20 protein-coding genes and 1 pseudogene are annotated in these 18078 nt (G+C 67.5%); 10 read left to right on the top strand and 11 right to left on the bottom strand.

Translation table 11 applies throughout. From position 1 onward, the window contains the following. Window positions 1–5 precede the first annotated feature (5 nt). The 3 genes from WAL33_RS18495 to WAL33_RS18485 all read left to right on the top strand — a co-directional run bounded on the left by WAL33_RS18495 (window position 6) and on the right by WAL33_RS18485 (window position 2231). On the top strand, window positions 6–524 hold the full coding sequence (locus WAL33_RS18495; protein ID WP_422183101.1) for a GNAT family N-acetyltransferase: 519 nt from the start codon (window positions 6–8) through the stop codon (window positions 522–524). A gap of 198 nt (window positions 525–722) precedes the next feature. After that, window positions 723–1901 (top strand): vWA domain-containing protein, encoded by a 1179-nt coding sequence (locus WAL33_RS18490; protein WP_422183098.1) that lies wholly within the window; start codon window positions 723–725, stop codon window positions 1899–1901. A 51-nt stretch (window positions 1902–1952) separates the two neighbouring features. Continuing rightward, window positions 1953–2231 carry a UvrB/UvrC motif-containing protein gene (locus tag WAL33_RS18485; protein ID WP_422183096.1) on the top strand — a complete coding sequence of 93 codons (279 nt, stop codon included), beginning with the start codon at window positions 1953–1955 and terminating at the stop codon, window positions 2229–2231. 185 nt (window positions 2232–2416) lie between these two features. On the opposite strand, the gene WAL33_RS18480 is transcribed toward WAL33_RS18485, so the two are convergent. After that, complete coding sequence (locus WAL33_RS18480; protein WP_422183094.1) at window positions 2417–3295, bottom strand: transglutaminase family protein; 879 nt, start codon at window positions 3293–3295, stop codon at window positions 2417–2419. A gap of 78 nt (window positions 3296–3373) precedes the next feature. Then, window positions 3374–4027, bottom strand: coding sequence for a TetR/AcrR family transcriptional regulator (locus WAL33_RS18475; protein WP_422183138.1), 654 nt, complete (start codon window positions 4025–4027; stop codon window positions 3374–3376). Window positions 4028–4275: 248 nt separating this feature from the next. Here WAL33_RS18475 and WAL33_RS18470 point away from each other — a divergent pair, with 248 nt between their 5' ends. After that, window positions 4276–6138, top strand: a complete 1863-nt coding sequence (locus WAL33_RS18470; protein WP_422183092.1) for a CHASE3 domain-containing protein — start codon at window positions 4276–4278, stop codon at window positions 6136–6138. 21 nt (window positions 6139–6159) lie between these two features. On the opposite strand, the gene WAL33_RS18465 is transcribed toward WAL33_RS18470, so the two are convergent. Next, a complete protein-coding gene (locus tag WAL33_RS18465; RefSeq protein WP_422183090.1) occupies window positions 6160–6363 on the bottom strand; it encodes a UvrB/UvrC motif-containing protein in 204 nt (67 codons plus the stop codon). A gap of 115 nt (window positions 6364–6478) precedes the next feature. Here WAL33_RS18465 and WAL33_RS18460 point away from each other — a divergent pair, with 115 nt between their 5' ends. Further along, a complete protein-coding gene (locus tag WAL33_RS18460; RefSeq protein ID WP_422183089.1) occupies window positions 6479–7906 on the top strand; it encodes a DHA2 family efflux MFS transporter permease subunit in 1428 nt (475 codons plus the stop codon). Here WAL33_RS18460 and WAL33_RS18455 read toward each other — a convergent pair. The 5 genes from WAL33_RS18455 to WAL33_RS18435 all read right to left on the bottom strand — a co-directional run bounded on the left by WAL33_RS18455 (window position 7903) and on the right by WAL33_RS18435 (window position 11739). Beyond that, window positions 7903–8964 (bottom strand): Leu/Phe/Val dehydrogenase, encoded by a 1062-nt coding sequence (locus tag WAL33_RS18455; protein WP_422183088.1) that lies wholly within the window; start codon window positions 8962–8964, stop codon window positions 7903–7905. The genes WAL33_RS18460 and WAL33_RS18455 overlap by 4 nt on opposite strands. A 100-nt stretch (window positions 8965–9064) precedes the next feature. After that, a complete protein-coding gene (locus WAL33_RS18450; protein WP_422183086.1) occupies window positions 9065–10096 on the bottom strand; it encodes an alpha/beta hydrolase in 1032 nt (343 codons plus the stop codon). Beyond that, window positions 10093–10680 (bottom strand): uracil-DNA glycosylase family protein, encoded by a 588-nt coding sequence (locus tag WAL33_RS18445; protein ID WP_422183085.1) that lies wholly within the window; start codon window positions 10678–10680, stop codon window positions 10093–10095. Before WAL33_RS18445 ends, WAL33_RS18450 begins: the two co-directional genes overlap by 4 nt. Window positions 10681–10730: 50 nt before the next feature. After that, a complete protein-coding gene (locus tag WAL33_RS18440) occupies window positions 10731–11363 on the bottom strand; it encodes a glutathione S-transferase family protein (protein WP_422183083.1) in 633 nt (210 codons plus the stop codon). Between the two features lie 79 nt (window positions 11364–11442). Continuing rightward, window positions 11443–11739, bottom strand: a complete 297-nt coding sequence (locus WAL33_RS18435; RefSeq protein WP_422183081.1) for a DUF3253 domain-containing protein — start codon at window positions 11737–11739, stop codon at window positions 11443–11445. Between the two features lie 102 nt (window positions 11740–11841). Between WAL33_RS18435 and WAL33_RS18430 the strand changes: the two genes are divergently transcribed. Then, window positions 11842–12291 (top strand): PaaI family thioesterase, encoded by a 450-nt coding sequence (locus WAL33_RS18430; protein WP_422183079.1) that lies wholly within the window; start codon window positions 11842–11844, stop codon window positions 12289–12291. A 29-nt stretch (window positions 12292–12320) separates the two neighbouring features. Here WAL33_RS18430 and WAL33_RS18425 read toward each other — a convergent pair whose 3' ends face one another. The 3 genes from WAL33_RS18425 to WAL33_RS18415 form a co-directional block, all read right to left on the bottom strand. Next, entirely contained in the window at window positions 12321–12938 is a 618-nt protein-coding gene (locus WAL33_RS18425; RefSeq protein ID WP_422183077.1) for a glutathione S-transferase family protein, read from the bottom strand. Between the two features lie 64 nt (window positions 12939–13002). After that, the gene (locus WAL33_RS18420; RefSeq protein WP_422183136.1) at window positions 13003–13335 is read right to left on the bottom strand and encodes an endonuclease domain-containing protein; all 333 of its coding nucleotides are present in this window, start codon (window positions 13333–13335) and stop codon (window positions 13003–13005) included. 140 nt (window positions 13336–13475) lie between these two features. Beyond that, complete coding sequence (locus WAL33_RS18415) at window positions 13476–14756, bottom strand: NupC/NupG family nucleoside CNT transporter (protein WP_422183135.1); 1281 nt, start codon at window positions 14754–14756, stop codon at window positions 13476–13478. A 215-nt stretch (window positions 14757–14971) separates the two neighbouring features. On the opposite strand from WAL33_RS18415, the gene WAL33_RS18410 reads away from it, so the two are divergent. The 4 genes and pseudogenes from WAL33_RS18410 to WAL33_RS18395 all read left to right on the top strand — a co-directional run. Next, on the top strand, window positions 14972–16114 hold the full coding sequence (locus WAL33_RS18410) for an FtsX-like permease family protein (RefSeq protein ID WP_422183076.1): 1143 nt from the start codon (window positions 14972–14974) through the stop codon (window positions 16112–16114). After that, window positions 16111–16881 carry an ABC transporter ATP-binding protein gene (locus tag WAL33_RS18405; RefSeq protein WP_422183074.1) on the top strand — a complete coding sequence of 257 codons (771 nt, stop codon included), beginning with the start codon at window positions 16111–16113 and terminating at the stop codon, window positions 16879–16881. The genes WAL33_RS18410 and WAL33_RS18405 overlap by 4 nt, the downstream gene beginning before the upstream one ends. A gap of 6 nt (window positions 16882–16887) precedes the next feature. Next, entirely contained in the window at window positions 16888–17889 is a 1002-nt protein-coding gene (locus WAL33_RS18400) for an HlyD family secretion protein (RefSeq protein ID WP_422183072.1), read from the top strand. 83 nt (window positions 17890–17972) lie between these two features. Next, window positions 17973–18078: pseudogene (locus WAL33_RS18395) on the top strand (3-oxoacyl-ACP reductase); the annotation flags it as partial.

Here is an 18078-nt window from a genome sequence, read left to right as displayed (position 1 = left end):
AGCCCTTGAACATCGCCCCGACCATCCGCCGCGCCATCCCTGAAGACGCCGAGACCGTGTCCAGCCTGGGCGCGCGCACATTCAGCGAAACCTTCGGGCGCCTCTATCCGACCGAGGACCTGGAAACCTTCCTGGCCTACGCCTACGGCCTGGAGCGGACGCGGCGCGACTTGGCCGATCCGGCCAAGGCGACGTGGCTGATGGAACTGGACGACGAGGCGATCGGCTACGCCACCGCCGGCCCCTGCGGGCTGCCGCACGAGGACGTCAAACCCGGCGACGGCGAACTGCACCGCATCTATGTGCTGAAGGATTTCCAGGGCGGCGGGCGCGGCTCGCTGCTGCTGAAGACGGCCCTGGACTGGCTGGAGCGCGACGGCCCGCGCCCGCTATGGATCGGCGTGTGGTCCGAGAACCTCGGGGCTCAGAAACTGTATGGAAGCCGAGGGTTCATGAAGGTCGGCGAATACCGTTTCCCGGTCGGCGAAACGCGGGACTTGGAATTCATCCTGCGGCGGGGATGACGAGTTTCCAGGCCTTCCCCTGCGGGGGAGGTGTCGGCGAAGCCGACGGCGGGGGGAGTGGTCGGCAAGCGACCGCACGCACGATCGACCCTCGCAAACTCCCCCCGCCGGCCTTTGGCCGCCTCCCCACAAGGGAGGGCCTGTTGCGCTGAAGGCCCGAACCCGCCATCCTTCGAACACTCGTTCGAAAGTCCGCCCATGTTCCTCCGCTTCTTCTCCGAGCTGCGCGCCGCCAAGGTTCCTGTGTCCCTGCGCGAATACCTCCTGCTGATGGAGGCCCTGGACAAGGACGTCATCGATCGGCGGATCGAGGACTTCTATTTCCTGTCGCGCGCCAGCCTGGTGAAGGACGAGAAGAACCTCGACAAGTTCGACCGGGTGTTCGGCCATGTGTTCAAGGGGCTGGAGACCGTCGAGGACGGCATCACCGCCGACATCCCGGCCGAGTGGCTGAAAGCCCTGACCGAGAAGTTCCTGACCGACGAGGAGAAGGCGCAAATCGAAGCCATGGGCGGTTTCGAGAAGCTGATGGAGACCCTGCAGGAGCGCCTGAAGGAGCAGAAGGAACGCCACGAGGGCGGGTCCAAGTGGATCGGCTCGGGCGGCACCAGTCCGTTCGGCAACAACGGCTACAATCCCGAAGGCGTCCGCATCGGCCAGGACAAGAGCCGCCACGGCCGGGCCGTGAAGGTCTGGGACAAGCGCGAGTACAAGAACCTCGACGACAGCGTCGAACTGGGCACCCGTAACATCAAGGTGGCCCTGCGCCGCCTGCGCAAGTTCGCCCGCCAGGGCGCGCTGGAAGAGCTGGACCTGAACGGCACGATCCGCGGCACCGCCGAGAAGGGCTATCTGGACATCCAGATGCGTCCCGAGCGCCGCAACACCATCAAGGTGCTGCTGTTTTTCGACATCGGCGGCTCGATGGACGGCCACATCAAGCTCTGCGAAGAGCTGTTCAGCGCCGCCAAGACCGAATTCAAGCACCTGGAGTTCTTCTACTTCCACAACTGCCTCTACGAGGCCGTGTGGAAGGACAATCGCCGCCGCCAGGTCGAGAAGCTTCCCACCTGGGACGTGCTCCACAAGTTCCCGCACGACTACAAGGTCATCTTCGTGGGCGACGCGACCATGAGCCCCTATGAGATCACCTATCCGGGCGGCAGCGTCGAGCACTGGAACGAAGAGGCCGGGGCTATCTGGATGAGCCGGGTCACCGACATCTACCAGAGCGCGGTCTGGCTGAATCCCACGCCTGAGCGGCACTGGGACTACACCCAGTCGATCGGCGTGATGAAGCAGCTGATGAACGATCGGATGTTCCCGCTGACCATCGACGGCCTGGACAAGGCGATGCGGGAGCTGGTGCGGGGCTAGGCCGGCTCGACCGATCGCGCGTTGTCCAGGTCCGCGCAGGAGGATTTCGCCGTGTCCGAGACCACCGATCTGGCTGAACTGGAAGCAGCGATGGCCGCGGCGGTGGCGGCCGAGGATTTCGAAGCCGCCGCTGTGCTGCGCGACCGTATCGGGCTGATCCGTGGATCGAACCCCTCCCCGGTGTCGTATCTGAAGCGCCAGGAGCCAGGAAAGATGGGGCTTGGGACCGACCAGCCCAGCTACGTGCCGCCGAAGGGTTGGGTGCCGCCGACGAAGCCCAGTCCCATGACCGCCGGCCACTCCAAGGGCGGCCGCAGGACCAAGGGCTAGGCCGTCAGTGCCCCGGCCTCGGCTCGAACGATCTCTTTTCCGGAACCTTCAGGCATTCGACGTCAGGCTTCTGACCGTGCTGCGGCTTGGGCTCGGGACGCGGCAGGTGGGCGCCGCTCAGGGGCGCTTGCTGTTGGAACGATTTCATCATGGTCGCATCCTCCCGATTTTTCGTGTCGTTTTCATCAGGCCGCCGCTTCGAGCGTGTCCAGCAGGCGCACCTCGACCTTGACGCTGAGGTGGGCCTCGCCCGGATCGTTCAGGATGGTGCCCGAGATCGGCTTGGCCTCGTTGGGTGTGCGGGTGTGGGCGACGAGGATCAGGTCCGGCGACTCCGCCAGCCCGTTGGTCGGATCGAACTCGGTCCAGCCCAGGCCCGGCAGGAACACCTCGCACCAGGCATGGGTGGCGCCGGCGCCGCGCAGGGCTGACGTGGGGCCGCTGTAGATGTAGCCGGTGGCGAACACCGCCGCGTAACCCAACCGGCGCAGGGCCTCGACCATCAGCCAGGCGAAGTCGCGGCAGGTGCCCTCACCCGATGACAGGGTCTGGGCCGGGGTCTGGGTGCCTGCCTCGGGCCGAGCCTTGTAGGCGAAGGTGTCGTGGATGGTGGCGTTCATCCGCAGCAGGAAATCGATGGCCGGCTCGTCGGGACGCTCCATTTGCCGGCGCAGCCACCGCAACAGCACGCGGTCATCGTCGTCGGTGGCGGGGGTGATGAAGGGGTTCAGCACCGCCCGGTCCTCACGCGAGTAGACGATCGGCGAGATCGTGTGCGGATCGTCGATCTGCAGGCTGGTCAGGGGCGCGGGAAAGCGGTCGATGACCAGGCGGCTGGTTATGGTCAGGCTGTCGGCCTCGCCCTTCGGCGTGAACCAGCAGACGCAATTGCCCACCGCGTCATAGGTCCAGCGCGTTTCGCCCGGCAGGGAAGTCTGCAGCGAGGCCTCGCAGATGCGGATGGCGTGGCTGTCGCGCGGCCGGATCAACAGCCGATGCGCCCCGAAACCCACCGGTCGGGCGTAGCTGTACCGCGTTTCATGAAGGATGCCGAGCCGCGCCATAGGCTCTGCATAACACCGCCCAGGCGGCTTGGTTCCGTCACAGACGGGTGATGGAGCCCGCCTTTCGGCAGGGCCCGGCTAGGCCGAGAACCCCGCCTCGGCGAAGGCCAGCATGCGCTCCAGCAGCGCCTCGACATCGGCCTCGCTGGTCGTGCCTTCCGACAGAACGTTCAAACGATCGAACTCGGCGAAGCGGTTGTTGTGCAGCATGCCCAGGGTGAAGTGCAGCCGCCAATAAATCTCCTCGGACGGCAGGTCCGGGCGCGCCTTGAGCAGGGCGTCGGAGAAGCGGCGCAGGTGGGTGACGTCGGTCTGCAGGACCTTGCGGATCTCGTCGGTGCCCTCGCTGCGGGCCCGGATCAGGAATTGCAGCGAGATGCGGCGCTCATGGTCGGGCGCCAGCCACTTCAAAGGCGGGGTCAGCAGGGCGGCCAGGATTTCGCGCACCGGCGGAGCGCCCTCGAAGCGATCGGTCGCCTCGTGCAGCTTCTTGGCGCGCTCGCGGTTCAGCTCGACCGTGCGCCGCCGGAAGATTTCGTACAGCAGCGCGTCCTTGGACCCGAAGTGATAGTTCACCGAGGCCAGGTTGACGCCCGCCGCGGCGGTGATGTCGCGCACCGAGACGTTCTGGAAACCGTGCAGTGCGAACAGACGTTCGGCGGCGACGAACACCAGATTTTTGGTGACGGCTTCGTTGTCGACACCCTCGACGTCGGTTTCTGGCGCGGTGATGACGGTCGCGCCGTTGCTCTTCGGACTCACTACGGTATCCCCTTTACCTGTGGGGAAGTCTTACGGCCGTTCGAAATTGGCGCAAGCGTCAAGATGGGACGCGAGCGGAGGAATTCTGAAAGCGATGCGAGGGCGGCGCCCGGCGACAGCCGTTTCAGCACCGCATGGTCTCGCGGCGTTGGCGCTTCCCCCTGATTCCACGTATCAAGCCAGGGCGATGGAACGGGACCCGTCGGGGGAGCATCGAGTTGACGCGTGATCTGTCGACCAACATGGCGCGGCATGCGCGGGGCGTGCGTCTAAGCCTCATCGTGGGCTTTCTTCTGTTGGCCTGCGCGGCCTTCGCGGCGGTCGTCGTCGCGGTCACCAGCGCGGGAGCCGAACGGTGGGCGGCGCACTCACTGGAGGTGCGACGCGTCCAGGCCGTGATGTTCAGCGCCTTGCAGGACGCCGAAACCGCTCAACGCGGCTACCTGCTGACCAACGATCCGGCCTATCTGAGGCCCTACGAGCAGGCCCGCCGCAACCTGCCCGGCCTCAAGCGCCAGATGCGCGACCTGGTCGCCGACAACCCCGCCCAGCGGGAGCGCCTGACCGTCCTGGAACAGGCGATCGACACCAAGATGACTGAGCTGGACCTCACCGTGGCCGCGGCCCGCGCCGGTCACGCCGACGCCGCTATCGATCGGCTCAAGAGCAACGCGGGCAAAGCGATAATGGATCGCGTGCGCGTGCTCAGCCAAGCGTTCGAGACCGCCGAGGCGGACCTGCTGGCCCGACGCCAAGCCGTCGTCGCCACCCAGCGTTCGCTCTTGATCGGGGTCATTGTCCTGGCCGTGGTCGCCGCCGCTCTGCTGGCCTTCGCCATGGTCCGCGAGACCCGCGGCCACGCTCGAGAACTGGCCGAGCGCAATCGCGCGCTGGAAACCGAGATCGCCCAGCGCGAACGCGCCGAGGCTCAGCTTCGCCAGGCTCAGAAGATGGAAGCGCTGGGCCAGCTTACGGGCGGGGTCGCCCACGACTTCAACAACATGCTGGCGATCATCGTCGGTAATCTGGACATGTTGATCCGCCGGTTGTCGGGACAGGAGAAGCTCCTCAGCCTGGCCGAGAACGCCCTGTCGGGGGCCAACCGCGCCGCCGCCCTGACCAAAGGCCTGCTGGCCTTCTCGCGCCAGCAGCCGCTGGATCCAAGGCCTACCGACGTCAACAAGTGCGTGGCCGACATGTCCGAGCTGCTGCGCCGGGCGCTGGGCGAGAACATCGCGGTCGAGACCGTGCTGGCCGGCGGCCTGTGGCGGGCCTTCGTCGACACGCCTCAGCTGGAGAGCGCGATCCTCAACCTGGCGGTCAACGCCCGGGACGCCATGGCGGAGAACGCCCGGAGCCGCCGCCTCACGATCGAGACGTCCAACGCCTTCCTCGACAAGGCCTATGCCGACGCTCACGACGAGGTCGTGGCCGGCCAGTTCGTGCTGGTGGCCATCACCGACACCGGCAGCGGCATGTCGCCCGATGTGATGGAGCGGGCCTTCGATCCGTTCTTCACCACCAAGCGGCTGGGCGAAGGCACGGGCCTGGGCTTGTCGCAGGTGCACGGCTTCCTCAAGCAGTCGCGCGGTCACATCAAGCTCTATAGCGAGCTGGGCGTGGGCACGACGGTCAAGCTGTACTTGCCACGCGACACCCGGGGCCTGACCGTTGATGAGCCGATCGCGCCGCGTACGATCGTGGCCAACGGAGAAACGTTCACGGTGCTGATCGCCGAGGACGATCCGGGCGTGCGGACCTTCGCCGTCAGCGCCGCCCGCGAGCTGGGCTACAAGGTGATCGAGGCCGACGGCGCGGCGGTGGCGCTGGAGCGCCTGGGCCAGCATTCGGAGGTCGACGTCCTGCTCACCGACGTGGTCATGCCGGGCTTCAACGGTCGCCAGCTGGTCGACGCCGCTCTGACTCTGCGGCCGGACCTGAAGATCATCTACATGACCGGCTACACCCGCAACGCCATCGTCCACAACGGCACCCTGGACGCCGGCACGCGCCTGCTGACCAAGCCCTTCACGCTGGAGCAGCTGCACCGGGAACTGCGCGACGCCCTCTCGGGCGAGTAGATGGAACTGGCGAGCAAAATCCTAAGGCGGGCCGGGCTTCTGCGCCTCGCGGTGCTTGAAGTAGGCGGCCTGGGGGGCGCTCGCGCCGGGCTGCTCCATGACCCTCAGGTCGCGGCGAATCTGGTCGATCTGGCCACGCAGGACCGACGCCGTTTCAAAGTCCTCGGCAGCGACGGCCTGGGCCATCTCTTCCTCGAGTTCGGACAGATGGGTTTCCTGCGTCATCGCGGGCTCCAGGCAGCTGCGAGAAGCATAACGCGCGAGACGCCCGATCGACTTGGACCCTCCACATAAGGTCGGCGGCTTGAGGTCGGCGGCTGGCGGGCGTAAGCCGCCCGTCGTGTCGACCGATCCGCCTTCCCCTCCGCCAGACAAGCCGGTTCTCGGAACCCGGCTGATCTCCCTGGCCGTGGCCAGCGCCCTGCTGATGGAGTTCATCGACTCGACCGCGCTGTCGACCGCCTTGCCCACCCTGGCCCGGGCGTTCAGCGTCGACCCCATCCACCTGAAGCTGGCCCTGACCTCCTACATCCTGGCCCTGGCGGTGTTCACGCCGGCCAGCGGCTGGGCGGCGGAAAGGTTCGGCGCGCGGCGGGTGTTCATGACGGCCATGGTCGTGTTCCTGGCCGGCTCGGCCCTGTGCGGCCTGTCGCGGAATCTGGAAGCCCTGGTCGCCTCGCGCATCCTCCAGGGAATCGGCGGAGCGATGATGACGCCGGTGGCCCGGCTGATCGTCGTGGGCTCCACGCCCAAGGACAAGCTGATCCGCGCCATGGGCTGGTTCACGATGCCCGCCCTGATCGGCCCGCTGATCGGCCCTCCCCTCGCCGGCCTGGTGCTCAGCGTCGCGGACTGGCCGTGGATCTTCTACCTGAACCTGCCGATCGGCCTGCTGGGCATGACGGCGGTGATGCGTTTCGTGCCCAAGAGCCAGCCGGCCGACATGGGTCGTTTCGACACCCTGGGCTTCCTGCTGTCGGCCGTGGCGATCAGCGGCCTGGTGGTCGTGGCCGAGACGGCGGGGCTGTCGCTGTTGCCTTGGTGGGGTCAGATCACGGTGCTGACCCTGGCCCTGGCCAGCGGCTGGCTCTATCTGCGCAAAGCCATGGTGACGCCCAAGCCGATCCTTGACCTGGGCCTGCTGAAATACCGCACCTTCCGAGCCAGCCTGCTGGGCGGGGCCTTCGTGCGGCTGGGCATCGGGGCCAGCCCGTTCCTGCTGCCCCTGCTGCTGCAAGTGGCCTTGGGCTGGAGCCCGCTGAAGGCCAGCATGGTAACCCTGGGCACCGGCGTCGGCGTGATGATCGCCCGACCGTTCGCCGCCGTCAGCCTCAAGCGTTTCGGCTTCCGCACCCAGCTGGCGTTCTTCGTGACCCTGACGGCGATCCTGACCGCCGCCCCGGGCTTCTTCCGCCCCGGCACGCCCATGCTGCTGATGACCGGAGCGCTGTTCCTGGCCGGCTTCGCGCGGTCCAACCAGTTCATCGCCGCCAACACCATCGCCTACGCCGACGTGCCGCAGGCCAAGGTCGCGGCCGCCTCGACGCTGGCTGCCGTGGCCCAACAGGTGGGCCTGGCCCTGGGGGTCAGTTTCGGCGGTCTGATGCTGCACCTGGCGCGCGGTCACGACGACCACCTGACGCCCGACCGGTTCACCTGGCCGTTCGTGGCGATCGGTCTGGTGACGCTGCTGGCCTTGCCGGTCTATTTGCGACTGGACAGGGATGCCGGGTCGGAGATTTCGGGGCGGGCGCGGGTCTCGACCTAGGTCCGCGCCGCCGCGATGCGGGCGCGGGCGATTTCGTCGGCGACCAGGTTGGCCGCGCGCTTGTCGTTCAGCGAGTGGTCCAGCACCTCGTCCAGGGTCACGGCCAGGCGATCGAGCTTGGTCGCCACCCAGTCCGGGTCGAAGGCGACGCCGGCTTCCAGGGCGCGGATTTCGCCGGCCACGTTGATGATGCCGCCGCCGTTGATCACGTAGTCGGGGGCATAGAGGATCCCACGTTCGAACACCGCCTGGCCGATGGTCTTGTCGGCCAGCTGGTTGTTGGCCGCGCCGGCGATCACCTTGACCTTCAGGCGCGGCAGGGTGGTGGCCGAGATCGCGCCGCCCAGGGCGCAAGGGGCGAAGACGTCGGCGTCGACGTCGAAGATGGCGTCGGTCGAAACGATCCTGGCGCCGGTCTTGGCGGCCACTTCGTCCAGGGCGTGCTGGTTGACGTCGGCGATGATCAGCTTGGCGCCGGCGGCGTGCAGCTTTTCCGCCAGATAGGCGCCGACATGGCCCACGCCCTGGATGGCGACTGTGACGCCGTTCAGGTCGCGGTTCAGGGCCCGCTGGACGCACAGCCGCACGCCGCGGAACACGCCCTCGGCGGTGACCGGCGACGGATCGCCCGAGGCGGCCGCGTGGCCTTCCAGGCCGGCGACATAGCGAGTGGTGCGGCGGGTGGAGACCAGGTCTGCCGGCGAGACGCCGACGTCCTCTGCCGTCCAGTACTGGCCGTTCAGGCTGTCGACCGCGCGACCGAAGGCCTCGAACAGTTCCGGAGTCTTCTGGCTGCGGGCGTCGCCGAGGATCACGGCCTTGCCGCCGCCGAAGTCCAGATCGGCCATGGCGTTCTTGTACGACATGCCCTTGGACAGGCGCAGGGCGTCGGTCACGGCGGCGTCGGCGCTGGAATAGTCCCACATCCGACAACCGCCGGCGGCGGGGCCGCGCGCGGTGGAGTGGACGGCGATGATCGACTTGAGGCCGGTTTTTTCGTCAAAGAACGCGTGAACGCCTTCATGTCCCTCAAAATCCGGGGAATCGAACAAGGTCATGCCGTCGGTCTCGCCTTAGCCAGAAAGATTGCGCCGGGGTGTACGCTGGCGGAGGATTGCGAACAAGGCCTCACCTCGACGCACCCGATCCGGGCTGGACCTATGGCTTGGAAACCTGCGTTTTCACCACGTTCGGCGCGGTCGGCGCCCCCGGGATCGGCGGGGCGCCGGACGGCAGGTCGGCCAGCGGGTCCTTCAGGAACGCGGCGGCGTCGGTCCACACCACCGGGGCCTGCTTGTCGACCAACAGGAGGTGCCAGCCGTGGGCGTAATAGGCCGAGCGGTCGTCGGGCTTGAGCCGGCGGACCGCCTCCATGGTCGGCTCCTTGGGGATGATGTGGTCGTTGGCCCCATAGAAATAGGCGACAGGGACCTGGACCTTGCCCAGCGACGCCCAGGCCTTCTCCATCAACCCGACTAGGCCGTACAGCGTGTCGGAGCGCGCGCCCCAGATCATCAGCGGATCGCGGCCCATGCGGCGCAGCTCGTCGATGTTGTCGGTGGGCTGGACGTTCTTGACCAGCCACTCGGGCGGCTTGACCACCCAGCTGCGGGTGGTGTGGGCGGTGATCCACAGGCTGGTCTTGTAGGGCAGCGGCTGGTTTGACCAGCCCCAGACGGCCGGCGCGAACAGCAGCAGACGGTCGGCGGCGGGCGGACGGTCCGAGGCCATGGCGGCGATGGCCAGCGCCCCGCCCATGCTGACCCCCGCCAGGGCGATCTTGGCCTCGGGATGGACCTCGCGGACCAGGGCGACGGTCGTGCGGACATCCTCGATCACCAGGTCCGGCGGCGCCCAGACGCCGCGGTCGGGCGAGCGGCCGAAGCCTCGGATGTCCAGGGCGTAGGTGGCGATCCCCTGCTGCGCCCAGAACGGCGCGGCCAGGTGGAAGGCGTTGGAATAGTCGTTCATGCCGTGCAGGCCGACGATCACCTGGGTGACCGGCGTCCCTTCGGGCGGCAGCCACTTCGTCATGCCCAGCTTCTGGCCGTCGAAACTGAACAGGCCGTCGTCGTCCAGTCGGGGCCCGCGATAGCCCAGCTGACCCAGGCCGGGACGCTGGGTGACCGGGGCGCAAGCGGCGAGACTGGCCGCGCAGGCCGCGCCGAGGAGGAGGATCCGACGGTTCATGGCGCCAGAATGCCCGCCACTCGGCGGCGAAGATAGGGCGTGACCTCGGCCTCGAACCACGGGTTGCGCTTGAGCCAGGCCGTGTTGCGCCACGACGGGTGCGGCAGGGGCAGCAGCCCGGCGTCGATATGGTCGCGCCAGGCGGCGACGGTGTCGGTCATGCTTCCCTTCATCCTGGAGTCCAACGCCCAAGCTTGGGCGTAGCTCCCGACCAGCAGGGTCAGCTCGACGTTCGGCAGCCCGGCCAATAGAGGCTTGTGCCAGAGCTGGGCGCAGCGCGGCGGCGGCGGATAGTCGCCGCCCTTGGGATTGGTGCCCGGAAAGCAGAAGGCCATGCCGGCCACGCCGATCTCGTCGCGGCCGTAGAAGGTGTCGCGGTCGATCCCCATCCAGTCGCGCAGGCGCTTTCCCGAGGGGTCGTTGAACGGCAATCCCGTCTCGTGCACCAGCCGCCCCGGCGCCTGGGCGAGGATCAGCAGGCGCGTCCCCTCGCCCACCCGCACCACCGGCCTGGGCACGTGCGGCAGGTACGGCGCGCAGGCCCGGCAGGCGCGGATGTCGGCGAGGATGTCGTCGAGCGGCATGGGGGCTTCAGGTAGCGCGCCCGCGGCCGAAGACAAGCCTTGCCGCGCCCCTAGCCGCCCAGGAACCGCTTCTCGCGCTGGACCCAGTGGTCGAACGACGGCCGCGCCAGGATCGCCTCGGAATAGGCCTTGGCCTTGGGCCAGCGCGACAGGTCGAAGTTCAGGTGGCCCAGATTGGCGAACGGACTGGTCACGGCGATGTCGGCCAGGGTCAAACGGTCCTCCAGCAGAAAGCCCGAGGCCGGGATCGTGCGTTCCAGATAGTCCAGCGCGGCCGGGATGGTCTCGTTCTCGGCCTTGGCGCAGGCGGCCTCGTCGGTGGCCGCGCCCATGAAGCGGGGGCCGACGATGCGGTTGAAGAACAGCGGCCCGGCGGCCGCCACGATGATGGTGTCGGCATATTCCTCGAACCAGATCGCCCGGGCGCGGTTGCGCGGGTCAGTCGGGATCAGGTTCGGCTCGGGATGCAGCGCCTCGAGATAGGTGATGATCGCCGTGGAGTCGGAGATCTGGAAATCGCCGTCCTTGAAGCCCGGGATCTTCTTGAACGGACTGCAGGCCAGGAACTCGGGATCGGGCGCGCCGGGCGCGGCGACCTTGTTTTCCAGCGTCAGTCCCTTCTCGGCTCCGAAGGCCAGGGTTTTGCGCACGAACGGCGATAACGACGAGCCGTAGACGATCATGGTGGACCCTCCCCTTATGAGTGGAGCTCATAGGTCCACGGGTTTAGTTTTGAATCAAGACTTAGGTGCGCGGCGCGTCCTACGCTTCGCCGCTCTCGTCGCCCGCGACATCCTCGAAGCTGGTCGGGTCGCCTTCCTGGCGCAGCCGCAGGCGGTAGACCCCGCGGAATTTCTCCGGATTCACCGGCTTGTTGTGGCGCAGAATGACGATCTTGCCCTCGCGGGCCAGTTCGATGGCGTTGGTGCGCACGTGGCCCAGCACGCGCTGCCAGCGCTCGGGTTCGATGGCCTTGGCGACCGACATCGGATCGATGGACTTGCCGGCGGCCACGGCGGCCAGCTGGGAGAGGATGGTGTCTTGGATAGGCGTGGTCATGGGCGGAGGGATGCCACGAATCTGTCAGCAGCGCGAGCGCGGCCGCTTGCCTCCGGCGTAACGCCGCCTTAGGTCCTCAAAGACAACGCAAGGGGATGGGTCATGGACGGCGGCAACGAGATCTGGGACGGACCCAAGCTGGTCACCGAAGGCGCGTGGGCGGGGTGGCGCACCTGGGCCGGCATGGACGCTTTCGAGGACCAGACCGGGCCGTTCTATTTCAAGGAAGAGAACGGCGTCGTCCGCAGCGCCTTCCGCGCCGAGGCCCGCCATATGAACGGCGGCGGCTTCATGCACGGCGGCTGCATGATGACCTTCGCCGACTATTCGCTGTTTTCGATCTCGTGGGCTCACCTGAAGGACGTGCGGGCCGTGACCGTCAGTCTGAACGGCGAGTTCCTGGGCCCGGCCAAGGCCGGCGACCTGGTGGAATCGACCGGCGAGGTCACCAAGGCCGGCGGCTCGCTGCTGTTCGTGCGCGGACTGGTCTCGACGGGCGGGGCGCCGATGCTGAACTTCTCGGGCGTGATCAAGAAAATCCGCCAGCGCTAGCTGTCCCTCTCCCACTGGAGAGGGACCAGCTAAACCCCAGCCTTCGCCGCCGGCCGCGCCATCATCCCGTCCAGCCAGCGTTTGACGTTGACCAGCTCCGGATCGGGCCGGAACCGCGCCATGCGGGCGAAGTCGAGGCCCGTCGCGGCCAGGATGTCGGCGATGGTCACCCGCTCGCAGGCGATGAATTCGCTCTCCGCCAGTCGACGATCCAGGACCTTCAACCCCTTCTCGGCCATGGCCCGGTTGGCGGCCGCGACCTCCGGGATCTGGGTCTCGATGGCCGCCAAGGCCGGGTGGCTATGCCGGACCAGCATCATCAGCGGCGTGGCGACCATCATCTCGGCGCGGCGCATCCACATCTCGATCACTGCGCTCTCGCAGGCGTCCTGGCCGAACAGGTTGGGCTCGGGATAGCGGCTTTCCAGGAAGCGGCAGATGGCCACCGATTCCGTAATGGTCTGGCCGTTGTCCATTTCCAGCGCGGGCACGTTCGGCAGACCGGCCTTGGCCAGATAATCGGGCTGGCGATGCTGACCGCCGAAGATGTCGACATCGACGATCTCGATGTCCTCGATCCCCTTCTCGGCCATGAACCACCGCACCCGGCGGGGATTGGGCGCGCGGCGGCTGTCGTAGAGTTTCATGGTGTCCTCCCGAGTTTGGCCGGAGGATGCCGCACTAACCGAAGGGAATGGAAGAGCCCGCCGCTTAAGCCCTTCCCCCTTGATGGGGGAAGGGTTGGGATGGGGGTGGCTGCTGAATCTCGGCCGCGACGCGATCGGCCGCGGCGTACGCGTCCCCAAACGCGTCTCGATCGCGAATGCGAAGAACCCGATAGCCCTGCGCGTTGAGCCACGCGTCTCGCTCAGCATCGTGCAGTTGGGCCTCAGGCAGGTCGTGACGCCCGCCATCGACCTCGATCACCAGCTTCGCGCCGTGATGGACGAAATCGACGACGTAGCGGCCCATCGGCGCCTGGCGTCTGATGTGGAGGTTGAGTTGGCGAAGCGCTTCCCACAGGACGCGCTCGCTTGCGGTCATTTCCCGGCGCAGGCGTCGGGCGCGCTTGACGGCGCCGTTGGCGTGGAGAGGCTTTTCTGGTTTGCCTGACACGCTGGGTCACCCCCATCCCCGGCCCTTCCCCCATCAAGGGGGAAGGGAGGAAACGAGTCAACCCAGAGTTACAATCCGAACCAGCCGCGCGGCATCAGGCCGATCAGCGAGCCTGTCAGGCAGGTGGCCAGGAAGCCGGCCATCATCGCCTTCCAGACCAGGCCCAGCACCTCTTGCCGGCGCGCGGGCACCAGCACCGAGAAGCCGGCGACGTTCATGCCCACCGAACCGATGTTGGCGAAGCCGCACAGAGCGTAGGTCATGATCATCCGGGTGCGCGGGTCCAGCAGTTCGGGACCCTGCTTGGCCAGCTGGATGAAGGCGGTGAACTCGGTCAGGATCAGCTTGACGCCCAGCAGCCCGCCGGCAGTTCCCGCTTCCTTCCAGGGGATGCCCATCGCCCAGGCCAGGGGCGCGAAGATCGTGCCCAGCACGCGGGCGATGCTCAGATGCTCGCCGCCGACCATCGGCAGGGCGAACAGGATCTTGTCGACCATGGTGGCCAGGGCGATGAAGACGATCAGGGTGGCGCCGACATTCAGGGCGATCTGCAGGCCGTCGGTGGTGCCCTTCATGACCGCGTCGATCGAGCTGCCGTAGGTCTTGTCCTCCTCGGCCAGGTCCAGGTCGTCGGACTTCTCGCTGGGGTCGCCGGGCACCATGATCCGGGCCAGCAGGACGCCGGCCGGGGCCGAGATCAGCGAGGCGGCCAGCACATGGGCGGCGGCGTTGGGCAGAACGTCGTGCAGGATGGTGGCGTAGGCGACCATGGTCGAGCCGCTGACGCAGGCCATGCCGACCGCGATCAGCATGAACAGCTCCGAGCGGGTCAGGCGTTCCAGATAGGCGCGGATGAAGATCGGTCCCTCGATCTGGCCCATGAAGATGGTGGCGGCGGTTGCGAGAGCCGGCGGACCGCGCAGGCCCAGGGTCTTCTGGAACAGGAAGCCCAAACCCTTGGCCAGCCACTTCAGGATGCCCCAGTGCCACAGCAGGGCCGACAGGGCGCAGACCACCAGGATCACCGGCATCACGCGGAAGGCGAACAGGAAGCCGGCCCCCGGATTGGTCTCGGCATAGGGCGGCGTGGTGCCCGACAGATAGCCGAACACGAAGTTGGTGCCCGCCTGGGTCGACGAGGCCAGCCCCTCGACCGCGCCGTTTACGCCCTGCAGGGCGTCCCGCGTGGCGGGAAGTTTGAACAGGACGAAGACCAGGATCAGCTGGATGGCGATCGCGCAGACCGCCAGCACCAGCGGAAAGCGTTTGCGGTTCTCGGACACCAGCCAGCAAAGGCCGAGGATCAGCGCCACGCCCGCCAGGGCCTGGACGTTCTCGGGAAGGAAGATCAAGACGGAAGACCCTAAATATAAGCGGCGCGCCCCCGCGACGCGGCCAAGGGACCAAATGACTATGAATGAGGGGCGCGGCGCAAGCGCTATGCGCGCCAAACCGCCAGGATCGGACGATCTGTCCGCCCCGCCGCGCCTTACCTCGATTTAACTTGGCCGCTTCAAGTTAGGCGGGCATTGCTGCAACCCTGGATTTGGGGAGCATTTCGAGCATGTCGCTGGCCTTGGCCACACTGTTGTATGAGTGGCGTCGGTATCTGGCCGCCATCATCGCGCTGGCCTTCTCCGGCCTGCTCGTCCTGGCCTTCACCGGCATGTTCATGGGCATCGGCAAGGCCTTCACGGCCAATATCGACCGCTCGCGCGCCGAGGTCATGGTGCTGGGCCCAAAGGCCGAGAGCCTGGTCAACGGCAGCGGCGTCGGCCTGCCCGCGCGGATCAAGCCCACCCTGTATCTGCACCCGGGCGTGCTGGCCGTCGGCGACCTGCCCGGGGCCGGCGGACAGTTCCAGAACGAGCCCGGCCCCGACGGCAAGCGCAAGCGTGAGTTTGTCCAGATCTTCGCCGTCGACACCTATCCGAACGCCGTGACCCTGCCGACCGACTTCTCCGAGACCACGCGGATCGCCCTGCTCGAACCCTATGCCGTGGCGGTCGATCGTACGGCCCTGGCGCGGCTCGGCATCAAGCAAGGCGACAAGGCCTCGCTCAACGGCAAGACCATCAAGATTGTCGTGGTGCTGGACACCTATCCGAACATGGCCTCGCCGATGGTCTTCATGTCGCGCAGCACCCTGCGCCTGCTGGGCATGGCCGGACGGGCCGACCGCACGGGCCCCCTGCTCATCCAGCTTCGCGATCCGACCCAGGCCGTGGCCATCCGCGACCAGCTCAACGCGGTCAGCGGCGGCGCCTACCGCGCCTGGACCCGTGAAGAGCTGAGCCAGGCCAACCAGGGGGCCATGCTCAAGGAGCAGTTCATCTCGATCATCCTGGTGTTCTCCCTGGTGATCGGCGCGCTGATCGGTCTGGCGATCACATCGCAAACGCTTCGCGGCGCGATCCTGGCCAGCATCAAGGAGTTCGCCAGCCTGCGCGCTCTGGGCGTGGGCATGGGCTCGCTGCGCGCCATCGTCATGGAGCTGTCGTTCTGGGTCGGCATCGCGGGCCTGGCCGCCACGGCGGTCCTGACCACCGGCGTCTCGGCCCTGGCGACCATGGGCGGTCTGCCGATGTTCTTCCCCCCGGCCATCGTGCTGGGCGTGGGAGTCTTCCTGCTGATCGTCGCCATCCTGTCGGGGGTCATGACCCTGGGCATCCTGAAGAAAAGCCAGCCGGCGGACCTGCTGCGATGAAACGCCCCCAAGCTTCCACCCGCCCCGCCGACGGCGTCGCTTTGCGCGCCACGGGCCTGTCCAAACGCTTCAAGACCGGCCGCACCTTCATCGAGGTGCTCAAGGACGTGGACTTCGACGCCCGCCACGGCGATCTGACCATGGTCATGGGCCCGTCAGGCTCGGGCAAGTCGACCCTGGTGGCCGCCCTCTCGGGCCTGCTGCGCCCCGACGCCGGCGCCGTCACGGCGCTGGGCCAGGAGCTCTGGACGCTGCCGAGCGGCAAGATCGACAGGTTCCGCCTCGACTACTGCGGCTTCATCTTCCAGGGCTTCAACCTGTTCCCGGCTCTGACGGCGGTGCAGCAGGTCACCACGGTGCTGAAGTACAAGGGCCTGGATCCCGAAGAAGCCAAGAAGAAGGCGATCATCTCCCTGAACGAGGTGGGCCTGGCCTCGCGTCTCAACCAGCGTCCGAGCGAACTGTCGGGCGGCGAAAAGCAGCGGGTGGCCATCGCCCGCGCCCTGGCCAAGGACCCGCAGCTGCTATTCGCCGACGAGCCGACCTCGGCGCTCGACGGCGAGAACGGCCAGATCGTCATCCAGCTGCTGCAGCGCGCCGCCAAGCAGCACGGCGCGGCCGTGATCTGCGTCACCCACGACCCGCGGCTGGAAGCCTACGCCGACCGCGTCATCCACATCGAAGACGGCCGCATCCTCGACGATCGCCGTCGCACGCCCGAGACCAAGTCCACGGTCGATCACGGCGCCACCTTTATCGGAGCCTAAAGGTCCATGTTCCGCTTCATTCGTCGTCACCTCGGCTGGTCCATCGCTCTCGTCGTCATCCTGGGCCTCGTCGGTTTCGTGGCCGTCGGCCAGGCCAACGCCAAGAAAGAGAAGGCCGCCGCCGCCGAGCGCGCCAAGAACGCGCCCGATACGCCCTTCTCGGCCATCGCCAACGGCAAGGCCGATGTCGAGGGCGGAGTCATCTCCGTCGCCGCCCGTCGCCAGGGCATCGTGCGGGACGTGTTCGTCCAGGAAGGCCAGGATGTGGTCAAGGGCCAGCAGCTGGCCAAGCAGGAAGACGACGACGCGCGCCTCGCGGCCGAGACCTCGGCGGCGAACCTGGCCTCGGCCAGGGCCCAGTTGGCGGTCCTTCAGGTGCAGCTGCGCACCGCCCAGCGCGAGCACCGCCGCCTGCAGAGCCTGTCGACCGCCAACTTCGTGGCCGGCCAGCGGCTGGACGCCGCCCAGGACCAGATCGCCTCGGCCACGGCCAACATCCAGGCTCAGCAGGCCGCCATCCAGCTGGCGACGGCCCAATTGAACCAGGCGCGCTACACCCAGGAACTGACGGTGATCCGCGCGCCGGCCGACGGCCGCATCGCCCGGCGCTACGCCAATCCCGGCGCCGGCGCCTCGACGCTGAACGTCACGCCGATGTTCGACCTGGAGCCCCACGCGGCGCGGATCGTCCGGGCGGAAATCGGCGAGGCGTCGATCCCGTCCGTCAGCATCGGCCAAGAGGTGGAACTGACCCCCGAAGCAGATCCGACCAAGGTCTATGTCGGCAAGGTCCTGCGGCGCGCAGCCGTGTTCGGGGCGCGCAAGCTGCAGTCCGACGACCCGTCCGAGCGAACCGACGAGCGCGTGGTCGAAGTGGTCGTCAGCGCGGAAGGCGCGCCGTTCCTGATCGGGCAACGTGTCCTGGTCAAGTTCATGAAGCCCGGCCAGAAGGCCGGCGCCAGCCGCGACACGCCCAAGCCCGTCAAGGCGGACGGCAAGAAGGCCTAGCCGCTTCTCGCCTCTCTTGACGCCCTCTCTCCCGCGCCGCACAAACGCGCCAAACCAAACACGCGTTTGAGGGAGATGAGAACATGGCGGACGATATCCGGTTCGACGGTCAGGTGGCGATCGTCACGGGCGCCGGCGGCGGCCTGGGCCGGCAGCATGCGCTGGAGCTGGCGCGGCGCGGGGCCAAGG

Source organism: Caulobacter sp., from assembly GCF_049283275.1.
Lineage (GTDB): Bacteria > Pseudomonadota > Alphaproteobacteria > Caulobacterales > Caulobacteraceae > Caulobacter.
Note: the sequence above shows the minus strand (reverse complement) of the source record. Positions and strands in the feature narration are given on the sequence as shown.